At 56.6% G+C, this 19,002-nt stretch carries 20 protein-coding genes; 3 read left to right on the top strand and 17 right to left on the bottom strand.

The window, feature by feature from the left end; translation table 11 throughout:
• Window position 1: 1 nt before the first annotated feature.
• Genes carA through pyrR form a run of 4 tightly spaced genes read right to left on the bottom strand, consistent with a single transcriptional unit; the run spans window position 2 to window position 4,085 of the window.
• A complete protein-coding gene (gene carA / locus ACXZ66_RS07945) occupies window positions 2-1,177 on the bottom strand; it encodes a glutamine-hydrolyzing carbamoyl-phosphate synthase small subunit (RefSeq protein ID WP_458747951.1) in 1,176 nt (391 codons plus the stop codon).
• Window positions 1,178-1,188: 11 nt separating this feature from the next.
• The gene (locus ACXZ66_RS07950) at window positions 1,189-2,580 is read right to left on the bottom strand and encodes a dihydroorotase (RefSeq protein ID WP_458747952.1); all 1,392 of its coding nucleotides are present in this window, start codon (window positions 2,578-2,580) and stop codon (window positions 1,189-1,191) included.
• A gap of 8 nt (window positions 2,581-2,588) precedes the next feature.
• Entirely contained in the window at window positions 2,589-3,518 is a 930-nt protein-coding gene (locus ACXZ66_RS07955) for an aspartate carbamoyltransferase catalytic subunit (protein ID WP_458747953.1), read from the bottom strand.
• Window positions 3,519-4,085 (bottom strand): bifunctional pyr operon transcriptional regulator/uracil phosphoribosyltransferase PyrR, encoded by a 567-nt coding sequence (gene pyrR, locus ACXZ66_RS07960; RefSeq protein WP_458747954.1) that lies wholly within the window; start codon window positions 4,083-4,085, stop codon window positions 3,519-3,521. It abuts the gene before it with no gap.
• Between the two features lie 165 nt (window positions 4,086-4,250).
• On the opposite strand from pyrR, the gene ACXZ66_RS07965 reads away from it, so the two are divergent.
• The 3 genes from ACXZ66_RS07965 to ACXZ66_RS07975 are packed head-to-tail and all read left to right on the top strand — an operon-like array spanning window position 4,251 to window position 6,577.
• Window positions 4,251-5,609 carry a TIGR01777 family oxidoreductase gene (locus ACXZ66_RS07965; RefSeq protein ID WP_458747956.1) on the top strand — a complete coding sequence of 453 codons (1,359 nt, stop codon included), beginning with the start codon at window positions 4,251-4,253 and terminating at the stop codon, window positions 5,607-5,609.
• Window positions 5,610-5,655: 46 nt separating this feature from the next.
• Window positions 5,656-6,126, top strand: a complete 471-nt coding sequence (locus ACXZ66_RS07970) for a type III secretion system chaperone family protein (protein WP_458747957.1) — start codon at window positions 5,656-5,658, stop codon at window positions 6,124-6,126.
• Entirely contained in the window at window positions 6,116-6,577 is a 462-nt protein-coding gene (locus ACXZ66_RS07975; RefSeq protein WP_458747958.1) for a YbjN domain-containing protein, read from the top strand. The genes ACXZ66_RS07970 and ACXZ66_RS07975 overlap by 11 nt, the downstream gene beginning before the upstream one ends.
• On the opposite strand, the gene ACXZ66_RS07980 is transcribed toward ACXZ66_RS07975, so the two are convergent.
• The 13 genes from ACXZ66_RS07980 to alaS form a co-directional block, all read right to left on the bottom strand.
• Window positions 6,574-7,425: a PPK2 family polyphosphate kinase gene (locus ACXZ66_RS07980; RefSeq protein ID WP_458747960.1), complete on the bottom strand. Its 852-nt coding sequence runs from the start codon at window positions 7,423-7,425 to the stop codon at window positions 6,574-6,576. The two genes, ACXZ66_RS07975 and ACXZ66_RS07980, sit on opposite strands and share 4 nt — an antisense overlap.
• 14 nt (window positions 7,426-7,439) lie before the next feature.
• Window positions 7,440-8,054 carry a transcription antitermination factor NusB gene (gene nusB / locus ACXZ66_RS07985; RefSeq protein ID WP_458747961.1) on the bottom strand — a complete coding sequence of 205 codons (615 nt, stop codon included), beginning with the start codon at window positions 8,052-8,054 and terminating at the stop codon, window positions 7,440-7,442.
• Window positions 8,054-8,617, bottom strand: coding sequence for an elongation factor P (gene efp, locus ACXZ66_RS07990; protein WP_458747962.1), 564 nt, complete (start codon window positions 8,615-8,617; stop codon window positions 8,054-8,056). Before efp ends, nusB begins: the two co-directional genes overlap by 1 nt.
• A gap of 44 nt (window positions 8,618-8,661) precedes the next feature.
• Entirely contained in the window at window positions 8,662-9,753 is a 1,092-nt protein-coding gene (locus ACXZ66_RS07995) for an aminopeptidase P family protein (RefSeq protein WP_458747963.1), read from the bottom strand.
• 5 nt (window positions 9,754-9,758) lie between these two features.
• On the bottom strand, window positions 9,759-10,193 hold the full coding sequence (gene aroQ, locus ACXZ66_RS08000; protein ID WP_458747964.1) for a type II 3-dehydroquinate dehydratase: 435 nt from the start codon (window positions 10,191-10,193) through the stop codon (window positions 9,759-9,761).
• Between the two features lie 12 nt (window positions 10,194-10,205).
• Window positions 10,206-11,279, bottom strand: coding sequence for a 3-dehydroquinate synthase (aroB, locus tag ACXZ66_RS08005; RefSeq protein ID WP_458747965.1), 1,074 nt, complete (start codon window positions 11,277-11,279; stop codon window positions 10,206-10,208).
• Window positions 11,280-11,294: 15 nt separating this feature from the next.
• Window positions 11,295-11,843, bottom strand: a complete 549-nt coding sequence (locus tag ACXZ66_RS08010; protein ID WP_458751328.1) for a shikimate kinase — start codon at window positions 11,841-11,843, stop codon at window positions 11,295-11,297.
• Between the two features lie 51 nt (window positions 11,844-11,894).
• Window positions 11,895-13,106 (bottom strand): chorismate synthase, encoded by a 1,212-nt coding sequence (aroC, locus tag ACXZ66_RS08015; protein WP_458747966.1) that lies wholly within the window; start codon window positions 13,104-13,106, stop codon window positions 11,895-11,897.
• 39 nt (window positions 13,107-13,145) lie between these two features.
• Window positions 13,146-13,589: a prepilin peptidase gene (locus ACXZ66_RS08020; RefSeq protein ID WP_458747967.1), complete on the bottom strand. Its 444-nt coding sequence runs from the start codon at window positions 13,587-13,589 to the stop codon at window positions 13,146-13,148.
• Between the two features lie 10 nt (window positions 13,590-13,599).
• Window positions 13,600-14,415 carry a shikimate dehydrogenase gene (locus ACXZ66_RS08025; protein ID WP_458747968.1) on the bottom strand — a complete coding sequence of 272 codons (816 nt, stop codon included), beginning with the start codon at window positions 14,413-14,415 and terminating at the stop codon, window positions 13,600-13,602.
• An 11-nt stretch (window positions 14,416-14,426) separates the two neighbouring features.
• The gene (mltG, locus tag ACXZ66_RS08030) at window positions 14,427-15,593 is read right to left on the bottom strand and encodes an endolytic transglycosylase MltG (protein WP_458747969.1); all 1,167 of its coding nucleotides are present in this window, start codon (window positions 15,591-15,593) and stop codon (window positions 14,427-14,429) included.
• A complete protein-coding gene (gene ruvX, locus ACXZ66_RS08035) occupies window positions 15,593-16,144 on the bottom strand; it encodes a Holliday junction resolvase RuvX (protein ID WP_458747970.1) in 552 nt (183 codons plus the stop codon). The genes mltG and ruvX overlap by 1 nt, the downstream gene beginning before the upstream one ends.
• A gap of 148 nt (window positions 16,145-16,292) precedes the next feature.
• On the bottom strand, window positions 16,293-18,962 hold the full coding sequence (gene alaS / locus ACXZ66_RS08040; RefSeq protein WP_458747971.1) for an alanine--tRNA ligase: 2,670 nt from the start codon (window positions 18,960-18,962) through the stop codon (window positions 16,293-16,295).
• Window positions 18,963-19,002: the final 40 nt, after the last annotated feature.

The raw sequence follows: 19,002 nt of genomic DNA on the forward strand, positions 1-19,002 counted from the left end.
GTTACTTCTTGTTTGGCGAGAACTTGTCCATCAGTTCAATGAACTGATCGAACAGCGGGTTCGCATCGTGTGGGCCGGCGGCCGATTCTGGGTGGTACTGCACGGAGTAAGCCATGCCACTTTCGAGTGCCACGCCTTCCACGACGTCGTCGTTAAGGCAAGTGTGCGTGATCACTGCCGGGCCGAAGTCGGTGTCGAACTTCTGCCCTGCTTCGCCCTCGAGCGCGAAGCCGTGGTTCTGGGAGGTGATGTCGATCTTGCCGGTGAGGTGGTTCTTCACGGGCACGTTGATGCCACGGTGTCCGAACTTCATCTTGTAGGTATTCAGACCGAGTGCGCGGCCAAGGATCTGGTTGCCGAAGCAGATTCCGAACAGTGGAATTTCCTTGCCGATGATCTCGCGGGTGATCCCAACCATGGTGTCGGCGGTGGCTGGGTCGCCTGGGCCGTTGGAAATGAATACGCCGTCTGGCTTGTACTGCTCCAGCTCCGCAACAGGGGTATTGGCAGGTACGACGATAGTTTCAATCCCGCGGCTGGCAAATTGCTGCGGCGTAGCCGACTTGATGCCCATGTCGTAAGCAACCACGGTGTAGCGCTTCTCGGAAGTAGCCTCGATGGTGTAAGGCTCCTTGGTGGTCACCTCTACCGCGAGGTCAGCGCCCTGCATTGATGGCTGCGCATTGACCTTATCGACGAGCTCCTGCACGTTCTTCTTTGCGTCCTCGCCGGAGAAAATACCCGCTGGCACGGATCCAAAGTTGCGGATATGGCGCACGATGGTGCGGGTATCCACGCCACTAATTCCGATGATGCCCTGCTTCTTCATCTCGTCTTCCAACGAGCGCTCGGCGCGCCAGTTGGATACTCGCTTGGACAGGTCGCGGATGACTAGGCCGGCAACCCAGATCTGGCCGTCGCGGGACTCATTGTCCTCGTCATTCCAGCCGGTATTACCAATCTGCGGTGCGGTGGTTACCAGGATCTGGCGGTGGAAGGAGGGGTCTGTCATGGACTCCTGGTAGCCAGTCATTGCCGTGGTGAAAACGGCTTCGCCCAATGTGGTGCCTTCGGCGCCGAAACCAAAACCGGGAAATGTTGTGCCATCGCCCAACACGAGGATGGCAGGAGTGCGGGATGCAGTCACGGTAACCCTTTCTGACTGTAATTTATTCATTGGTGTGTATTCTATGCGTTTTGTGGTGCGGACGCACTCTCGCCCCGGGCGGGCGGTTGAATGTTGCCATCTGCCAAGGTCACGTGACCACGCAAAAGGGTATGCGTTACCTGTGCGTTGAAAACCATGTCCTCGAAAGGCGTGTTCTCAGACTTCGACTCGAGTTCTTCGCCATGCACAGTCCACGGCGTATCCGGGTCAACGATGGTGAGGTTTGCTGGCTCACCCACGGCAATCGGACGACCATGTCCAGGCAGGCGCACAATCTCGGCAGGCCTTTCACTCATGACCTTTGCTACAAAGCGCCAGTCAGCCAGGCCAGATTCAACAAACACCTTTGCGACGATTGCCAGCGAGGTCTCTAGCCCCAACATGCCAGGACGGGCGTGCTCGAATTCCACGCACTTTTCTTCCGAGCCGTGCGGAGCGTGGTCAGTGGCCACACAGTCAATAACACCTTCGAGCAGGGCGTTCTTCAATGCCTCCGCGTCGCGGCGCTCACGCAGCGGTGGGTTCACTCGGTAGACGCCGTCGTAGGTGGACAGGACTTCGTCGGTAAGCAACAGGTGGTGCGGAGTGACCTCGGCGGTAACTGCCGCCCCACGGGACTTCGCCAATCGGATCTGATCCACAGTTCCTTCGGTGGAAGCGTGGCAAACGTGGAGGCGGCCGCCGTAGTCACGGTTCATGATCGCGTCGCGGGCAACAATGGCCTCCTCGGCAACGCGTGGCCAGCCACGCAACCCGAGCTTTGCGGCCTCTGCGCCCTCATGGGCGACGGAACCATCGGTCAGGCGGACATCTTCGGCGTGCTGAGCAAGCAGCACATCCATACCCTGGGAGTACTCGATGGCCCGGCGCATCAATTGTGGGTCGCCCACACATTTACCGTCGTCGGAGAACATGCGAACTTTGGCCTGGGAATTTGCCATCATGCCGAACTCGGTGAGCTGCTTTCCCTCGAGCCCCTGGGTAATCGAGCCGATTGGGTGAACATCGCACACACCATAGTTTTGACCTTTGAGCCAAACAGATTCCGCAATAATCGGCTGATCCATCACAGGCATGGTGTTCGCCATGGTGAATACGGCGGTAAATCCGCCCTTCGCTGCGGCGTTGGAACCGGTTTCAATGGTTTCGGTGTCCTCGCGACCAGGTTCGCGCAGGTGCACGTGGATATCAATGAGGCCCGGCAACAAGACATTGCCCTTGCCGTCAATGACTTGCACATCTTCTTTATCCCCAGTCGACTGGTCGACTTCGCCGATCTCAGCGATCTTGCCATCTCGAACCAGTACGCTGACCGGCTCGCCTTCACCGTAGGGGCGCACGTTGGTCAGCAATACTGCCTGCGTAGCAGCTGGGCTAGTGACCCCCGTGGCTGGGTAATTAGTCTCAGTCATCTTCTCTCCTAGCTTTCCGCAGCCAACAGGGTAAATAGCACTGCCATACGCACGTGCACACCGTTGGATACCTGCTGCAGCACCGCTGCATTGTCATAGTCGGCGACTGCGTGGTTAATTTCCATACCGCGCAGCATGGGACCTGGGTGCATGATGATCGCACCATCCTTCATTTTCGCGGCGCGCGCTTTGGACAAGCCGTAAAGCGTGGCGTATTCGCGATGCGATGGGAAGAAGCCACCGTTCATGCGCTCCTGCTGAACGCGCAGCATCATCACGACATCCGCGTCGGCGATTTCCGCGTCGAAATCGTAGGAGGTGCGCACCGGCCAGGTCTCTACACCTTGAGGTAGCAGTGTCGGAGGTGCAACAAGGACGACCTCGGCACCGAGTGTGGATAACAGGTCCACGTTCGAGCGCACCACACGCGAGTGCAAACAATCACCGACAATGATCGCCTTCTTGCCTGCAATTTCACCGATGCGTTGGCGCATGGTTACTGCGTCTAGCAGCGCCTGGGTAGGGTGCTGGTGCGAGCCGTCTCCGGCATTGATCACAGAGGGGCCGTTGCCATTGGGTGCTACCCAATCAGCCAAAAGCTTGGCTGCGCCCGAGGAACTATGGCGCATGACTATGGCATCGGCGCCAATGGAAGCAAGTGTCAGGCCCGTGTCTTTGAGGGACTCGCCCTTCTTAACACTCGAGCCGGACGCGGAGACGTTAATCACGTCCGCGCTCATCCACTTACCTGCAGTCTCAAACGAGGCTCGCGTACGGGTGGAGTTCTCGTAGAAGAGAGTGAAAATTGTGCGCCCGCGCAAGGTAGGCAGCTTCTTAATCTCGCGGCCTTCAAGCGCTTCGCGGAAGCGATCGGCTTCATCCATCAGCCCGATGATCTCGTCGCGCGACAAAGATTGAATGTCTAGTAAATGCTTCATCTATGCTCCCTCCTGCTCTTTGAGCAACACAACGCTGTCTTCGCCATCGAGCGCGGCAAACTTCACCTCAACATCTTCGCTACTGGAGGTTGGGATGTTCTTACCCACATAGTCTGCGCGAATAGGCAGTTTGCGGTGGCCACGATCGACCAAGACGGCAAGCTGCACTGCTTCGGGGCGGCCAAGGTCCCGCAAAGCATCTAGTGCTGCGCGGATGGTTCGCCCGGAGTACAGGACATCGTCGACAAGCACAACAATGGCTCCGTCAAGCGAGACGGGAATCTTCGTGGGTTGTAGCGCGCGGTGTGGTTTATCGCGAAGATCGTCGCGGTACAGGGTGATATCTAGGCTGCCAACGGGAACGTCAACGCCTGAAAATTCTTTGATGGCGTCCGCCAACAAGTGGGCCAAGGGCACTCCCCCGCTGGGGATACCAAGCAACACGATCGGTGTGTCCTGGTCTAGTGCCGTCTTTTCAATAATCTGATGCGCGATGCGTGCAACAGTGCGCGCGACATCGTCTGCTGAGAGCAGCTCTAGCGTCACGCGGTTGTCGTTTCCACTCATCGAACCTCCTTCTCCGCCTCTCTGTGCGGCCTTTAAAGGATGTCAATGTTTCTTGCTTAGACATTGTAGTCTGGGTCTATGCTGGAGTGCCTAGAACGATTGCTACTTTAGCACTTCAACCCGACATCCTGGGAACCAGTATCCACGAAAATTGAGAGGATCACGATGGGCATCACCGCCGACCATGTCGTTCCTGCAGACAGGGACACAGTATGGGACTGGCACACCCGTCCTGGCGCGGTTGCCCGTCTATCCCCGACGTTCCTGCCGATGAAGCCCGTCCAACAAGCAGAACGGTTATCAGACGGAACGACCATCTTCTCTCTGCCCGCCGGATTGAAGTGGGTGGCAAAACACGATCTCTCGGGATACCACAATCGTCATCAATTTACCGATGTGTGTATTAATGCGCCGATGAAGGCTGTGGCGAATTGGAAGCATGTGCACATTTTCACTGACGACGAAGATGGCACCCGCATCACCGACGAAATCACCACGCGCCTGCCAGCAAAAACTCTCGAGCCAATGCTCGCTTACCGGCAGCACCAGCTCATCGAGGACATTTCCTTCCTCAACCGCATGCAGGAGCGCAGCGGGCAGTTTGAGCCCATGCAACCACTAACAATTGCCATGACCGGTTCGCGCGGTCACGTCGGGCGCGCGCTCATGGCACAGCTGACCACGGCGGGTCACACCGTGATTCAGCTGGTTCGCAATGAGCCGAAGAAAGGTCAGCGCCAGTGGCACCCCCGCCACCCCGGCCATGACCTTCTTGAAGGCGTGGATGCAGTGGTCCACCTCGCCGGCGAGCCCTTATTTGGACGTTTCAACGATGCCCACAAGCGTGAGATCTATGATTCGCGCGTCAAACCTACCCGGGAGTTAGCCACCATCGCGGCCCAGACTCCGGGTGTGAAGACTTTTGTTTCTTCATCCGCTGTGGGTTACTACGGTACCGGCGGCAGCGACAAGGACATTGATGAATCAAGCGAGCGCGGCGAAGGCCACCTCGCCGACACCGTCGTGGACTGGGAGGAAGCTACCCAACCCGCAATAGATGCCGGGCTTCGCGTGGTGAATGTGCGCTCAGGCATCGCGCTCGGTAGCACTGCAGGTGTTTTGCCCATCTTCCGAACCGTCTCCGCCACAGGTTTGGCCACACGCTTTGGCGATGGCGAGTTTTGGATGTCCTGGATCGCCATCGACGACCTCACCGATATTTATTTTCGTTCGCTTATCGACGACGCCCTTGCCGGCCCCATCAACGCCACGGCTCCAAATCCCGTGCTCAACAGTGAGTTTTCCAACGCGTTGGCGAAGGAACTGAAGAAGCCCCAGCTCATGCCGGTGCCAGCCTTCGGACCGCGCATGCTCCTTGGCAAAGAGGGTGCCGAAGAACTGGTCATGGCTGATCAAAACGTGCACCCGACCAGGCTGCTCGAGGCCGGGCATGTCTTCCGCTACCCCACACTGAAAGCTGCGCTAGCTCACGAGCTTGGTACCGAGCACCTCTTCGGCACTTAACCTGACTTAGCCTTACAGTGTCGCGGCTGATTGATACTGTTATGGAATGGATGAAAAGAACCTTCCACAACCTTTTTCAATAGAACAGGTAACCACAATTCTCCACGACGAGAATCTTGATTACCGGATAGAAACCGCCCCCACCGAAACCGGTGAAACCACTGTCGTGCGTACTGGTTTTGCCAACGCAGCCATCGCCTTCGTGCAGGAAGATAACACGCTCGTCTGTGAGGCCCTGTGGCGTGGTGAGTTCCCACGCGCGCTAGCCACCAACCTGCTCGCTGCATGCAATGAGTACAACCAGATGCAGTTCGCGCCAACTCTCCGGTTTTACGAAAATGGAGAGCATCATCTCTCCGCCAATGCCTACCGCATCTTGGACATCTCGCACGGCGCGTCCTTCAACCAGGTTGGCGCCTTCGTCATGTCCACCATGGATGCCATTGTGGGAGCCTTCGACTTCCTTGGCAAGCAGTTCCCTGATCTAGTTACCTGGGAGGAAACCCATGAGCAATAATTCTCAACCGTCCTCAGTAGCAACGACTGTCACTCTCGATCGCATCGACCAGACAATGCGAGGCCACGGCATCGAATTAGCTCGCGACGATGCCCGCAACATCGGCCAAGCAAACATCAATGGTTTTACTGTCACCTTCGCGCTGCTCAGCTCGGTTGTAATTGTCCGCGCCGACGCTCTCACAGAGGTCCCCAGCGAAAACGCCGATGCAACGTTTTACCTGGCTGCCAACCAGGTCAATTCCACGTCTTTCGGTGCCCGCGCGGTGATCGTCGATAAGCTAGACAACCTGATTGTGCGCACCGAGAGGGAGCTTCCGCTCGCCGCGGGGCTTAACGACGATCAGCTTTCCGCCGGTTTGAAATCAGCAGTGGATGGGCTCATTGCCACCCAGGACGCGATGGCAGCGGTCACCGAAAACATCAACGAAGCTTTCCGCGAAGACAGCTAGGAGTTAGCCAGCCGCTGCTTTTCTACCTCTTGGTCGAAATCGGCGGCCGGCCACGAGTTGTCCAACTGCTTCAGCGCTCGCACAAGCAATGCTTTAACAACCATGCGGGCGTATTGCTTGTTGTTGCCCGGAATGCAGTACCAAGGTGCGTGCTCTGCAGACGTGCGCTCTAAGGCAATCTGATACGCGGCCATGTAGAGCTCCCATTTGGAGCGCACGTCGATATCTCCTGGATCGTACTTCCAATGCTTATCGGCGCGCTCAATGCGCTCCTCAAGGTTTTTGCGTTGGAACTCGCGGGAAATATTGAGCATCACTTTGATGACAGTTGTGCCCTTTTGTGCCAGCTCTTTTTCAAAGTCCACGATGGCACCGTAGCGGCGCTCGATCTCTTCTGGTTCAGCAAGTCGCTCGACTCGCTGGACAAGAACATCTTCATAGTGAGAACGGTCAAACACTGAGATGAAGCCGGGCGCTGGTAGGTGGGGTTCGATGCGCCACAGGAAATCGTGCGCCGCCTCTTCCGCCGTGGGTTTGCCAAAGCCGACGGTGTGCACGCCTTGGGGATCCAACTGGCGAGCCACGTGCTTGACTACTCCGCCTTTGCCGGAGGTGTCCATGCCTTGCACCACCAAAAGAATCGAGCCTGCGTTCTCTGGGTCTTTGCGACCGTTGGCGAAGAGCTTCTCTTGGTGCTCTGCAAGTTCATTGTCGAAAGACGTAAAAGCGTCAGCAAGGTCATCATCCTTGCCGTCAAAGCCCGGAGTGGAATCTGGGTTAATGTCGGCGAGGTGAAAACCTTCGCTGACGCGCAACTCAGGGGCATTGTCTAGATCAAAATCAGACATGCCCGTAAGCTTAGTTAACTCTGGCCGTCCTCTGCAGCAACATCTGCAACAGGGCTCTCATCAGCCTCAGCCTCTAGCTCTTCGGTCTCAGGCTCTTCGGTCTGTGCTGCAGCGACCTCAGGTGCATTGGCTGCATGCAACTGCACAATGTCATCGAGCACGGCATGGATATACGGAGATGCCTGACTGCCGGAGTACTCGGATGCCATTTCGACACCCTCAACAACCGAGATCGGACCATCTACGTCATCGTTGAACATGATCTCCCACGCCGCGACGCGTAAAATTGCGCGGTCGACGGCAGGAAGACGACGAAGCTCCCAGTCCTGCGACAAGAAACGCTCGATCGTGTCATCGAGATCATCGAGCTTCTCAGCAGTACCCGCCACCAAAGTGCGGGTGTACTCGTTCACCGGAGCAACCTGGTTATCCGGGTTTTTCGCCAGTTGAACGCGATCCTCGACGATAGCAACGGGATCCAGATCTCGCGCCTCAGCTTCAAACAAAATATCTACCGCGCGACGCCGTGCACGGTAACGAGTGCCGCGGCGTTTGTGGTTCCGCTGGCCCTTTGGGTCCTCAGGGTTCTTAGGCTCCTCAGGAACATGGCCTGTGGTGGTTTCGCTCATTAGTTGTTAACGCGAGAGAGGTACTCACCGGTACGGGTGTCAACCTTGACCACGTTTCCGGTCTCCAGGAACAAAGGAACCTGAATCTCGGCGCCGGTTTCCAGGGTTGCTGGCTTGGTGCCACCGGTGGAACGGTCGCCCTGCAGGCCTGGATCGGTGTGGGTGATCTCAAGGTCCACAGAGATTGGCAGCTCACCGAACAACGCGCTGCCTTCGTGGAAGGACACCTGGACGCGCATGTTTTCCTTCAGGAAAGCGCCTGCATCACCGAAAGCGGTCTGTGGAAGCTCGAACTGCTCGTAGGTCTTATCGTCCATGACAACGTAGGAGGAGCCATCGTTGTACAGGTAGGTCATGTCACGGCGGTCAACCGTAGCGGTTTCAACCTTGACGCCTGCGTTCCAGGTCTTATCCACAGTCTTGCCAGAGACGATGTCCTTGAGCTTGCTGCGCACGAAAGCAGGGCCCTTGCCCGGCTTGACGTGCTGGAACTCAACGATCTGCTGCAACTTGCCATCGACAACGAGGACAAGCCCATTCTTAAAATCGGCGGTTGATGCCACGAAACACTTCCAATCGAATCTCTTAGAGTCTTAGCGTCACCATATTACACCACGGTGAGCTGCTTATTAACACCAGTAATAATCTTCGGCGCACCCGAGGTGATCACCAGTGTGTCTTCAATACGCACACCGCCTTTACCTGGGACGTAGATCCCCGGTTCAATGGTGAGCGTCATATTCTCGGCAAGCACGCCCTCGCCTGTTGCCGATGCGCTCGGGGCCTCGTGGACATCCAAGCCGATACCGTGCCCAGTGGAGTGCACGAAGTACTCCCCGTAGCCGGCGTCAGTAATGACATCGCGGCAGACCCGATCCACATCGACGAGGGGTGTCCCAGGCGTAGCTGCGTTACAGCCGGCCAGCTGTGCCTCAAGAACTACCGCGTAGATCTCCTTGGCGAATTCGCTTGGCTCACCCACCATAAAAGTGCGAGTCATATCGGAGTTGAAGCCACGTCGGTGTGCACCAAAATCGATGGTGACGATATCGCCGTTAGCAATGACGCGGTCGGATGCACCATGATGCGGTTTTGCTGAGTTTGGACCAGAGGCCACGATCGTGTCGAAGCTAGGACGTTCCGCGCCAAGCTTGCGCATCCGGTACTCCAGATCGGCCGCAACTTCGATCTCGGTCCTACCTGCCCGCAGTTCACCGGCAGCAAGAAGATCTTCCATTGCCTGGGTAGAAAGCTGAGCAATTTCGGTCAAGAATTGAATCTCAATCGGATCCTTCGTCAACCGCAACTCTTCGATCACTCCAGTAACCGGAACCAAGGTAACGTCATCCGGAAGGGCTTTCTGCCAGCTTTCAAGCTCTGCGATAGTTACGTGGGCTGCCTCATAGCCCACGCGGCGACCCTCAGGAACTTTCTCCAGCAAAGCAGGAGCAGTAATGCGCTGAATAATCGCGGGGATATCTGGGACTTCCTCAGCAATTTGAGTGGTATATCGCCCATCCGTCGCAATCGCTGCGGAAAGATCCTTCGAGAGGATAAGTGCACCATTCGAACCGGAAAATCCGGAAAGGTACCGTACATGGGTCAGGTGGGTGACCAACATATCGTCGATACGCTGCCCTGCAAGCTGAGCTGACAGGCGACGGCGACGAGTAGCGAAACGTGTATCTGCTAAAGCCATGCGCTTCAGCTTAGTCTGGCGAAATACTCCAGTGCAGCCAAATAGCCGTATGTTCCGAGTCCGGCGATAGTGCCGATCGCGATAGACGATAGATAGGAGTGGTGACGGAACTCCTCGCGGGCATGCACGTTGGAGATGTGCACCTCGATGAAGCCGTGCCCGTCGGTGAGTTCAACTAGCGCGTCGCGAAGCGCAACAGAGGTATGGGTAAAGCCTCCAGGGTTGATAATCACGGCCCACTTATTATCCGCGGCCTCATGAGCCCACTCAATGAGCTGACCTTCATAGTTAGACTGGCGACTTTCCACCTCAAGGTCGAGCTCGGCAGCCCGATCAGCAATCAGCTGCTCGATGTCGCTCAAGGTAGTGGAGCCGTAGATTTCAGGTTGGCGCTTGCCCAGGCGGTTCAAGTTCGGGCCGTTTAAAACGAGTACCTTCATGCGATCTGCCCCTTAAGCTTCAGAGATTGCAGCGTAGGCGGCCTGAAGCTCCTCAACGGAAGGACCTTCGATGCGAGTTACCTGGCCGACTCCCTCAAGAGCCACGAATCGGATGTTGCCGTCACGGTTCTTCTTATCGTGGAGCATACCTTCGTACAATTCGTCGAAGGCACCGGCTTCATAGGTAGTTGGAAGGCCGACAGATTCTAGAATCTCGCGGTGGCGCTGAACCAACGCATGGTCAATGAGACCACGGTTTTTGGCCAGGTTGGCCACGAACATCATGCCGACAGCCACTGCGTCTCCGTGACGCCACTTGTAGTTCTCACGCTTTTCAATTGCGTGGCCGAAGGTGTGGCCGTAATTCAGCATTTCGCGCAGGCCGGATTCCTTCAAGTCTTGACCAACTACAGAAGCCTTCACCGCGATGGATCGCTCAATCAATTCTGGCAAGTTCTCATCCACGTCGAGGGCGCGCTCCGGGTTGTCTTCGATAATTTCCAGAATGCGCTCGTCGGCAATAAAGCCCGTCTTGATGATCTCGGCGGAACCAGCGGTGACTTCCTCTGGTGCCAAAGTGTAGAGCCGCTCTAGGTCAACGAACACGGCATCAGGCTCGTGGAAAGATCCAACTAGGTTCTTGCCTGCTTTGGTATTGATACCCGTCTTGCCGCCCACCGCGGCATCGACCATGGCAAGCAGCGTTGTTGGGGCCTGAATGACCTTGATTCCGCGCATCCACGTGGCGGCGACGAAGCCTGCCAGGTCAGTTGCAGCGCCGCCACCCAAGCCGATGATCACGTCTTGCCTGGAGAAGTTCTCTTCTCCGAGCACGTCCCAGATACCCGATGCAACCTCAATGGTTTTCCCTGCTTCTGCATCTGGCGTAGCAGCCAGGGTCACCGAAAGGTTTGCTGCCCCAAGTTCCTCGGCGATCACTCGCGCGGGTGCCGCCAGGGTAGGTTGGTGGACAATTGCGACATTAGCCGCCCCAGTTTCCTTGACGTGAGCTGCGAGATTGTTTGTTAGGTTCCGCGCGATGTGCACGTTGTAGGGAGTGGGACCATTAACTTTAATAGTTGCCATGGCGAGCGGGTGCTCCTAATCAATGTCGAAGTCAGCGTCAATAATGGAAAGAATTTCAGCGACTACTCGCTGAGGAGGGCGTGAGTCCGTGCGGACGCGATAGTCAGCGACCTCACGATAGTAGGGTTCACGGGATTCTAGAAGTGAACGATAATGCGCTTCGGGATCTTTCGCAGCGAGAATCGGGCGCGTATTCTCCCGAGCGGTTCGGCGCACGCCTTCCTCAGCAGTGACATCAATCCACACCACCATGTGGCTCTGGAGCAGCTTACGAGTCGATTCTGTCAACACCGCCCCACCTCCGAGGGAGACAATTCCCCCTGTTGTGAGCGCCTTTTCCACATATTCTGCCTCGGCTTCGCGGAATGCTTCCTCACCGACCTGCGCGAAGTAATCTCCGCAGGCAATGCCCTTGTCCTCCTCGAGCATTTGATCAGTATCAACCAAAGGCAAATTAAGTGCGCGGGCAATGCGACGGCCAATAGTGGACTTGCCAGCACCCGGAGGACCCACCAAAACTACGCGGGGGCTTGTGTGGCAAACGCTATCCATTCCCGAATTCATTCCCGACTTCACTGTCGAACCTAGTGCCGAAACTGCAGGCTGTTGGTCCATCTATTCAACTCCAAAAGCTAGACGAGTATTTACGTACTCCTGATACGCAGCGATATTACGCTTAGTTTCTTCCACGTTGTCTCCCCCGAATTTCTCCAGCACAGCGCGCGCCAGAACGAGGGCCACCATCGCCTCTGCAACGACACCGGCAGCAGGCACGGCGCACACGTCGGAGCGCTGGTGAATACCGGAGGCAGCTTCACCTGTCGACATATCGACAGTGCGCAGAGCGCGCGGCACTGTAGAAATTGGTTTCATCGCGGCACGTACACGCAGCTGCTCGCCGTTGGTCATGCCACCTTCGATGCCACCGGCACGGTTGGTAACGCGATGCACACCGGCTTCATCTCGCACCATTTCGTCATGAGCTTCGGAGCCGCGACGCCGCGCCTCTTCGAAGCCATCGCCAATCTCAACACCTTTGATTGCTTGGATACCCATCAGCGCCGAGGCCAGCTGAGCATCAAGGCGATCATCGCCAGAAACGTGCGAACCCAAACCAATTGGCAGACCATCAACGATGACCTCAACGATTCCGCCGAGAGTATCGCCCGCCTTCTTTGCAGATTCGATACAAGCGATCATGTCCTCTTCAGACTCTTTCGCGTAGGCGCGCACCGGTGAATCGTCGATAGCTTTGATATCAGCAAACGATGGTGCCTCACCCTTGTACGGTGCGCTTTCGCCAATGGAAATAACGTGGGAGAAGACTTCGACGCCGAGCGTTTCGCGCAGGAAGCTTCGAGCGACGGTTGCAGCGGCAACGCGGGCCGCAGTTTCGCGTGCCGACGATCGCTCCAGCACCGGGCGGGCGTCGTCGAAACCGTATTTCACCATTCCGGAGAAATCTGCGTGACCTGGGCGTGGCCGTGTTAGTTTCGCGCCGCGGCCCGAGCTCATTGCCTTGTTGATTTCTGGGTCTTCCATGTCAACTGGTTCCGCAGACATGATGGTGGTCCACTTTGGCCATTCGGTGTTGCCAATTTGAATGGCGATTGGGCTGCCAAGGCTCTTGCCGTGGCGGACGCCTGTAAGCAGTGTCAACTCATCCTGTTCGAACTTCATGCGGGCGCCGCGACCATATCCCAGCCGACGACGGCCGAGTTGAAGGGCTATTTCATCTTTTTCAACAGGAACCCCAGCCGGCATGTGCTCAATCAAAGCGATGAGAGCTTGGCCGTGGGATTCCCCCGCAGTAGTCCAACGAAGCATGTCGAACATTATCGCACACTCCAGTGGGCAAGTGGTGAATTAGGATGTGTAGTGCATAAAAGCCAATCCAGCCACCACTACTACCCAGGTGCCCAATAGCATCCCAGGGCCATTGGGAACGCTGGGCTTTCCGGTGGCTTTTGCTGCAATCACAGTTGTTGCGCTGGCAAGCACAATGGCGGCACATACTCCGACAACCCCGGATGCGGCAGCGACAATAATCCCTAAAGGCAGTGCTAACTTGATGTCTCCCCCGCCAACTCCACCTTGGAGAAGTGCGACGATGAGGTAGAGCAAAGGCCACACCAGCCCAGCCAATGCAGCCGGGGAGACTGCCACAGCCCAAACAATGGCCACGATCCCCGCCGGGAGGGTCAGCCAATTAGGGAGTCTGCGTTCGCGCAGATCGTAAATAACAAGCGCGACTGACCACAGTAGTGCTCCCCCGAGCCCCAACAGTGGCCCCAACAAAGGTCCCCCCATAGGGGGAAGACTAGCCTAAGTGATCAATGAGCGCTTGGCGCATCTGGTCCCTAGGAGCTGGAACACCGGTAATTTGCTCGAACTGGCTAAAGGATTGCGCCGCTAACAAGACGTGGCCGCCAACGGAGCGATGACCATTGGAAGCCGCTCGGATCACCAGCGGAGTTGGCCACGGATTGTAGATGACGTCGAAGGTAGGTGCGTGGCCAAGCACGGACACGTGCTCTTCGATTCCTGCGGAAGGAACAGTGGAAATGATTACGTCGGTATTCAGCGTAATTTTCTCCAGATCAGCCTCATAGTTGACGAATTCGTACTCAATGTTGAAGTGATTCAACAAGCCAGCCAGCTCGTCGGAGCGATCGGAGCGGTTGATGATCACTAGGTGGCGAACACCCAACTGTGCAAGAGCCCAGATCGCTGGGCGTGCGGTACCTCCCGCTCCGATGACAACGGCACTGTTGAGCGTCGCGGAATCGTCGAGAAGTTCTCCTAGCGCAAACAGAATTCCCTCGCAATCGGTGTTATCAGCGCGCCAACCTGACTCCGTTCGGACCAGGGTGTTTGCCGCACCGATCAGCTCTGCGCGCTCGGTGACTTCATCAGCGAACTTGAGGGCTGCGAATTTTCCGGGCATGGTCACGGCGAACCCGCGATAGGACTCGTCCGACTCCCCCACGATGCGTGGCAGGTCTTCGGCGGTGCACTCGATGCGCTCGAAGGACCAATCGTCGAGGTGCGCAGCAGCGTAGCCGGAGTTGTGAAGAACTGGTGACAGGGAGTGCTCCACCGGAGAACCCAGAACTGCGGCCTTGAATTTTGACATGCTCATTTGTCCTATCGCTGCGAGTCGAGGATGCCGGAATTCTGAGCGGACTCGACGTCGCTGAGATGTTCCTCGAAGGTGTCATTGAAAACTGTGGTGCCTTGGTCATCGATGGTGACGAAATAGAGCCAATTGCCCTCGGCTGGATTCTCCATCGCGGTAATAGCTTCCTCGGAAGGCGATGCAATTGGGGTCGCAGGCAGGCCTTCCATGGCGTAGGTATTCCATGGAGTCACGCGAGCTCGGTCCTCGTCGGTGGTTGCAAGCTCAACGTCGTCGAGAGCGTAATTCACCGTGGAGTCAAACTGCAGTGGCATCGGTACAGCCAAGCGATTGAGGATGACACGCGCAACCTTGTCGAATTCGCCCGCTGGGGCTTCTCGCTCGACGAGGGAGGCTGCTGTGAGCAATTCGTAAGGGCTCAAATTGATGGCACCTGCGCGCTCAACAATGCCGGTTCGGTTGTATGCGGTAGTTGAACGGGACACGAGGTCGGTCAGGATCGCCTCCGCGCTCGAATTCGGGTCCACAACATAGCGACCAGGAGCAATCAGACCTTCCAAACGCTTGGGATCACCTTGGTGCTGGGCGACCTGGGCAAGAGCCCACTCAGGTACGCCGAGCGCACCCGGGTCTCCGTTTGCGCCAACATTTTTCAACTCGTCGACCGAGATGCACTGCTGTGGAGATCCGTTGTCACAGGTGACTGCCGAAATCATCGAGTAAATGCCACTTCGAGTGGCTCCACCAACGACGACTACGTCGTTTAAGGTGGCACCACCAGGGATATCAAGCAAATCAATCTGATTGTCAGGATTGAGCAGAGCCTCTACAGCGGACTTCGCGCTCATCTCCTGCTGCAGGCGATAGAATCCCGGTTGAATGGTGTTGGAGTTGGGGTTATTCAGTGCCGCGGTTTGGAACGCAGGATCTGAGCGGACCACGTTCAACTCAACTAGTTCGGTCCCGAGCTCAGACATGGAACTGCCTTCCGGCACTTCGACGATTTGTTCCACACCGTTGCCGGTGCCTTCATAATCGGCTATGAGAGATGCATTCCCGTTTGACGAGGTCAACGAATAACCGATGTACGCAATGGCGCCAACAATCAGGAGAAGAGAAGTTACAAGGACTGCGACCGCACTAGTGCGGCCTCTGGAAGTACGCCTGGATGCCATCAATTCATCTCCTCAAAGGTGTCTGTTTCGGGTGGGTTAGTTGAATCGGACTGTGCTTGCAGAAAGTTCTGTCGACCATCAAGCCAGGATTGTAAAATCTCGACAGCTGCCGCTTGATCGATAACTTTCCGGCCAGCCTTTTCTGACACGCCCGAGGCCCGCAATGCGGTTGTCGCTGCCACGGTGGACAGCCTCTCGTCGGCAAGCCGAACAGGTATTGTGCCCTTTAACCTGCGATTAATACGAAACGCAATCTCTTTGGCGTGCTTCACGCTGGAGGATCCATGGCCTTTAAGATCGCGGGGCAAACCGACCACCACTTCGACGGCATCGTATTCGTCGATGATTTCTAAGAGGCGATCAATGTCGCCTTTATCGCGATCTTTGAAGCCGGTTTCTCGGGGCACAGTCTCCACCGGAGTGGCTAAGGTAGCCTCTCGGTTCGAGGAAGCCACCCCAATGCGCACGGTTCCCACATCAATTCCGATGCGACGACCCGGTCCAGGGTCCTGCGCACCAGGAGTATCTGGTGTGACGTGATGTGCAGCCATGAAATCGTTGCCTTGAAACCTTTTCATTCAGAGTTCATTCAGAGTATTAACCAAGAGTTGCGTCTCCCACGCTATAGGTGGAAACGAGATTACCTCGTTTCCCCTCCGGCGTGTTTCGTAACCGTTTCGTAATAATACTCCGTGGCAACTACTTCTCTGCGATCTGGTCCTTCACAGCTTGGAAACCAGCTTGCAGACCTTCGGCGTTAGCACCCGAGCCCTGAGCCAAATCTGGCTTTCCGCCACCGCGGCCATCAATGTAGCCACCCAGTGTCTTTACCAAGTCGCCGGACTTGATGCCCTTGTCCACTGCAGCCTGGTTGGCAGCAACTGCGAATGGAACCTTGCCGTCGACTTGGCTAGCAACCACAATCACACCTGGCCCGTCTTGAATGCGCCCGCGGAGGTCCTGGGCGATGGTGCGCAGATCAGCCGCCGAGGTGCCCTCGGGAAGTTCGACGGTAAGAACCTTGAAGCCATTGATGTCTTCCGCCTGCTTCAACAAATCGCCTGCATTGGCAAGCAACTGAGCCTGATGCAGTGAAGCGATCTCCTTCTCCGCAGCCTTCAGCTTCTCAGTCAGCGCCGCAATGCGCTCTGGGAGTTGCTCCGTCGGGGTCTTCAGCTCTGAAGCCAGGCCCGAGGCGAGCGCCGCTTCCTTGGAGTAGTAACGGAACGAATCCATCCCCGAGTAGGCCTCAATGCGGCGCGCGCCGGAGCCCACGGAAGATTCGCCGAGGACGGCGATAGGGCCAATTTGCGACGAGTGCGTGACGTGAGTACCACCGCAAAGTTCAATAGAGAACGGTCCACCGATCTCAACGACTCGGACATCGTTGGCGTAGTTCTCACCGAACAATGCCATCGCGCCCATCTCTTTTGCCTTATCAAGCGTGGTTTCGATGGTGTTCACGTCAAAGTCAGCGTCGACGGCTTGGTTGGCGATGGTGGTGATTTCCTTCAGCTGTGCATCCGAAAGCTGTTCGGTGTAGTTGAAGTCAAAGCGCAGGTAGCCTGGCCTGTTCAAGGAACCAGCCTGGACAGCTGTGGGGCCAAGTACCTCGCGAAGGGCAGCGTGGATCAAGTGAGTTGCAGTGTGTGCCTGGCGTGCACCATGGCGCCAATCCTTGTCAACCTCTGCAAGGACCGTGGAACCCAGATCTAGGCCACCGGTTTGCACGGTTGCCTTGTGCACGTAGAGCTTCTTGCCAATCTTTTGCACGTCGTTGACATCAAGAATCGTGTCACCGAGCACAATTCGACCACGGTCACCCGTCTGTCCACCGGACTCTGCATACATCGGAGTGACATCAAGAATGACCTCGACCTCATCTCCGGCGACAACTTCATTGACCTTCTCGCCGTCACGAACAAGGCCAATCACGTTGGACTCGTGCTCAAGCTCGGAGTAGCCGACGAAATGCGTTGGGTTGTTGTCTACCCATTCACGGTAGAGGGTTTCGTCGGCGGCGCCGTGCTTCTTTGCCTTGTTGTCAGCCTTGGCACGGTTGCGCTGTTCGTCCATTTCACGGTTAAACGCATCCATATCCACGTCCAGACCAGCTTCGCGGGCCATTTCCAGCGTCAGGTCGATCGGGAAACCGTAAGTATCGTGCAGCTCGAATGCCTCCTCACCGGAGAGAACAGTCTGGCCCTCAGCCTTGACTGCGGATGCTGCGACATCGAAGCGCTGCGTGCCGGACTCCAAAGTCTTCAAGAAGGCGCGTTCCTCGTTGATTGCCACGCGCAGGATGCGCTCGCGGTTATCGGCGATCTCTGGGTAGGAAGGAGTCATTGTATCCATGATGGTGTTCATGAAGGTTTCCAGAACGCCACCTGTAGCGCCAAGCAGGCGAGCGGAACGAACGATACGACGAAGCAAGCGGCGCAAAATGTAGCCACGGCCTTCGTTGGACGGGGTGACACCGTCCAAGATGATCATCATTCCGGTTCGGGAGTGATCGGCGATGACGCGGAAACGAACTGCATCCTCATGGTTGTGATCGTCGTAGGTGGAGCCGGTCAGCTTCTCAGCTGCGTCGATGACTGGGCGCAGGAGGTCAGTCTCGTAGACATTTTCTACGCCCTGGAGGATACAAGCGACGCGCTCGACACCCATGCCGGTATCGATGTTCTTCTTTGGCAGCTCACCGACAATTTCAAAGCCGCCCTTTTTGTCGCCCTCACCACGGATGGACTCCATGAAGACCAGGTTCCAGATCTCCATGTAGCGGTTATCGTCGGCCGCTGGGCCACCCTCGTTGCCGTACTCAGGGCCTCGGTCGTAATAAATTTCGGAACAAGGTCCGCACGGTCCCGGGATGCCCATGGACCAGAAGTTGTCTTCCATGCCTAGGCGCTGGATGCGTTCCTTTGGAACGCCAATGTTCTTCTCCCAGATTTCGGCTGCCTCATCATCATCCAAATAGACAGTGACCCATAGACGCTCTGGATCCATGCCGTAGCCGCCATCTTCTAAAGAGCCGGTCAGCAGTTCCCATGCGTACTTAATTGCACCTTCCTTGAAGTACTGACCGAAGGAGAAGTTGCCGGCCATCTGGAAGAAGGTGTTGTGGCGGGTAGTAATACCGACTTCCTCGATGTCGAGGGTACGCACACACTTTTGAATCGAGGTTGCGGTGCCATTCTTAAACGGAGGATTCTGCTGCCCCAAGAAGTAAGGCTTGAAGGGCACCATGCCCGCGTTGACGAACAGCAGCGTGGGGTCATCGAGGATGAGAGACGCACTCGGCACAGCCTCATGGCCTGCATCGACGAAGTGTTGAGTAAAGCGGTCCCGAATCTCATGAGTCTGCACGAGCGGTGTCCTCCGAATTGTGGTCGAAATAGGTTTGGAA

Source organism: Corynebacterium sp. S7 (assembly GCF_054401105.1).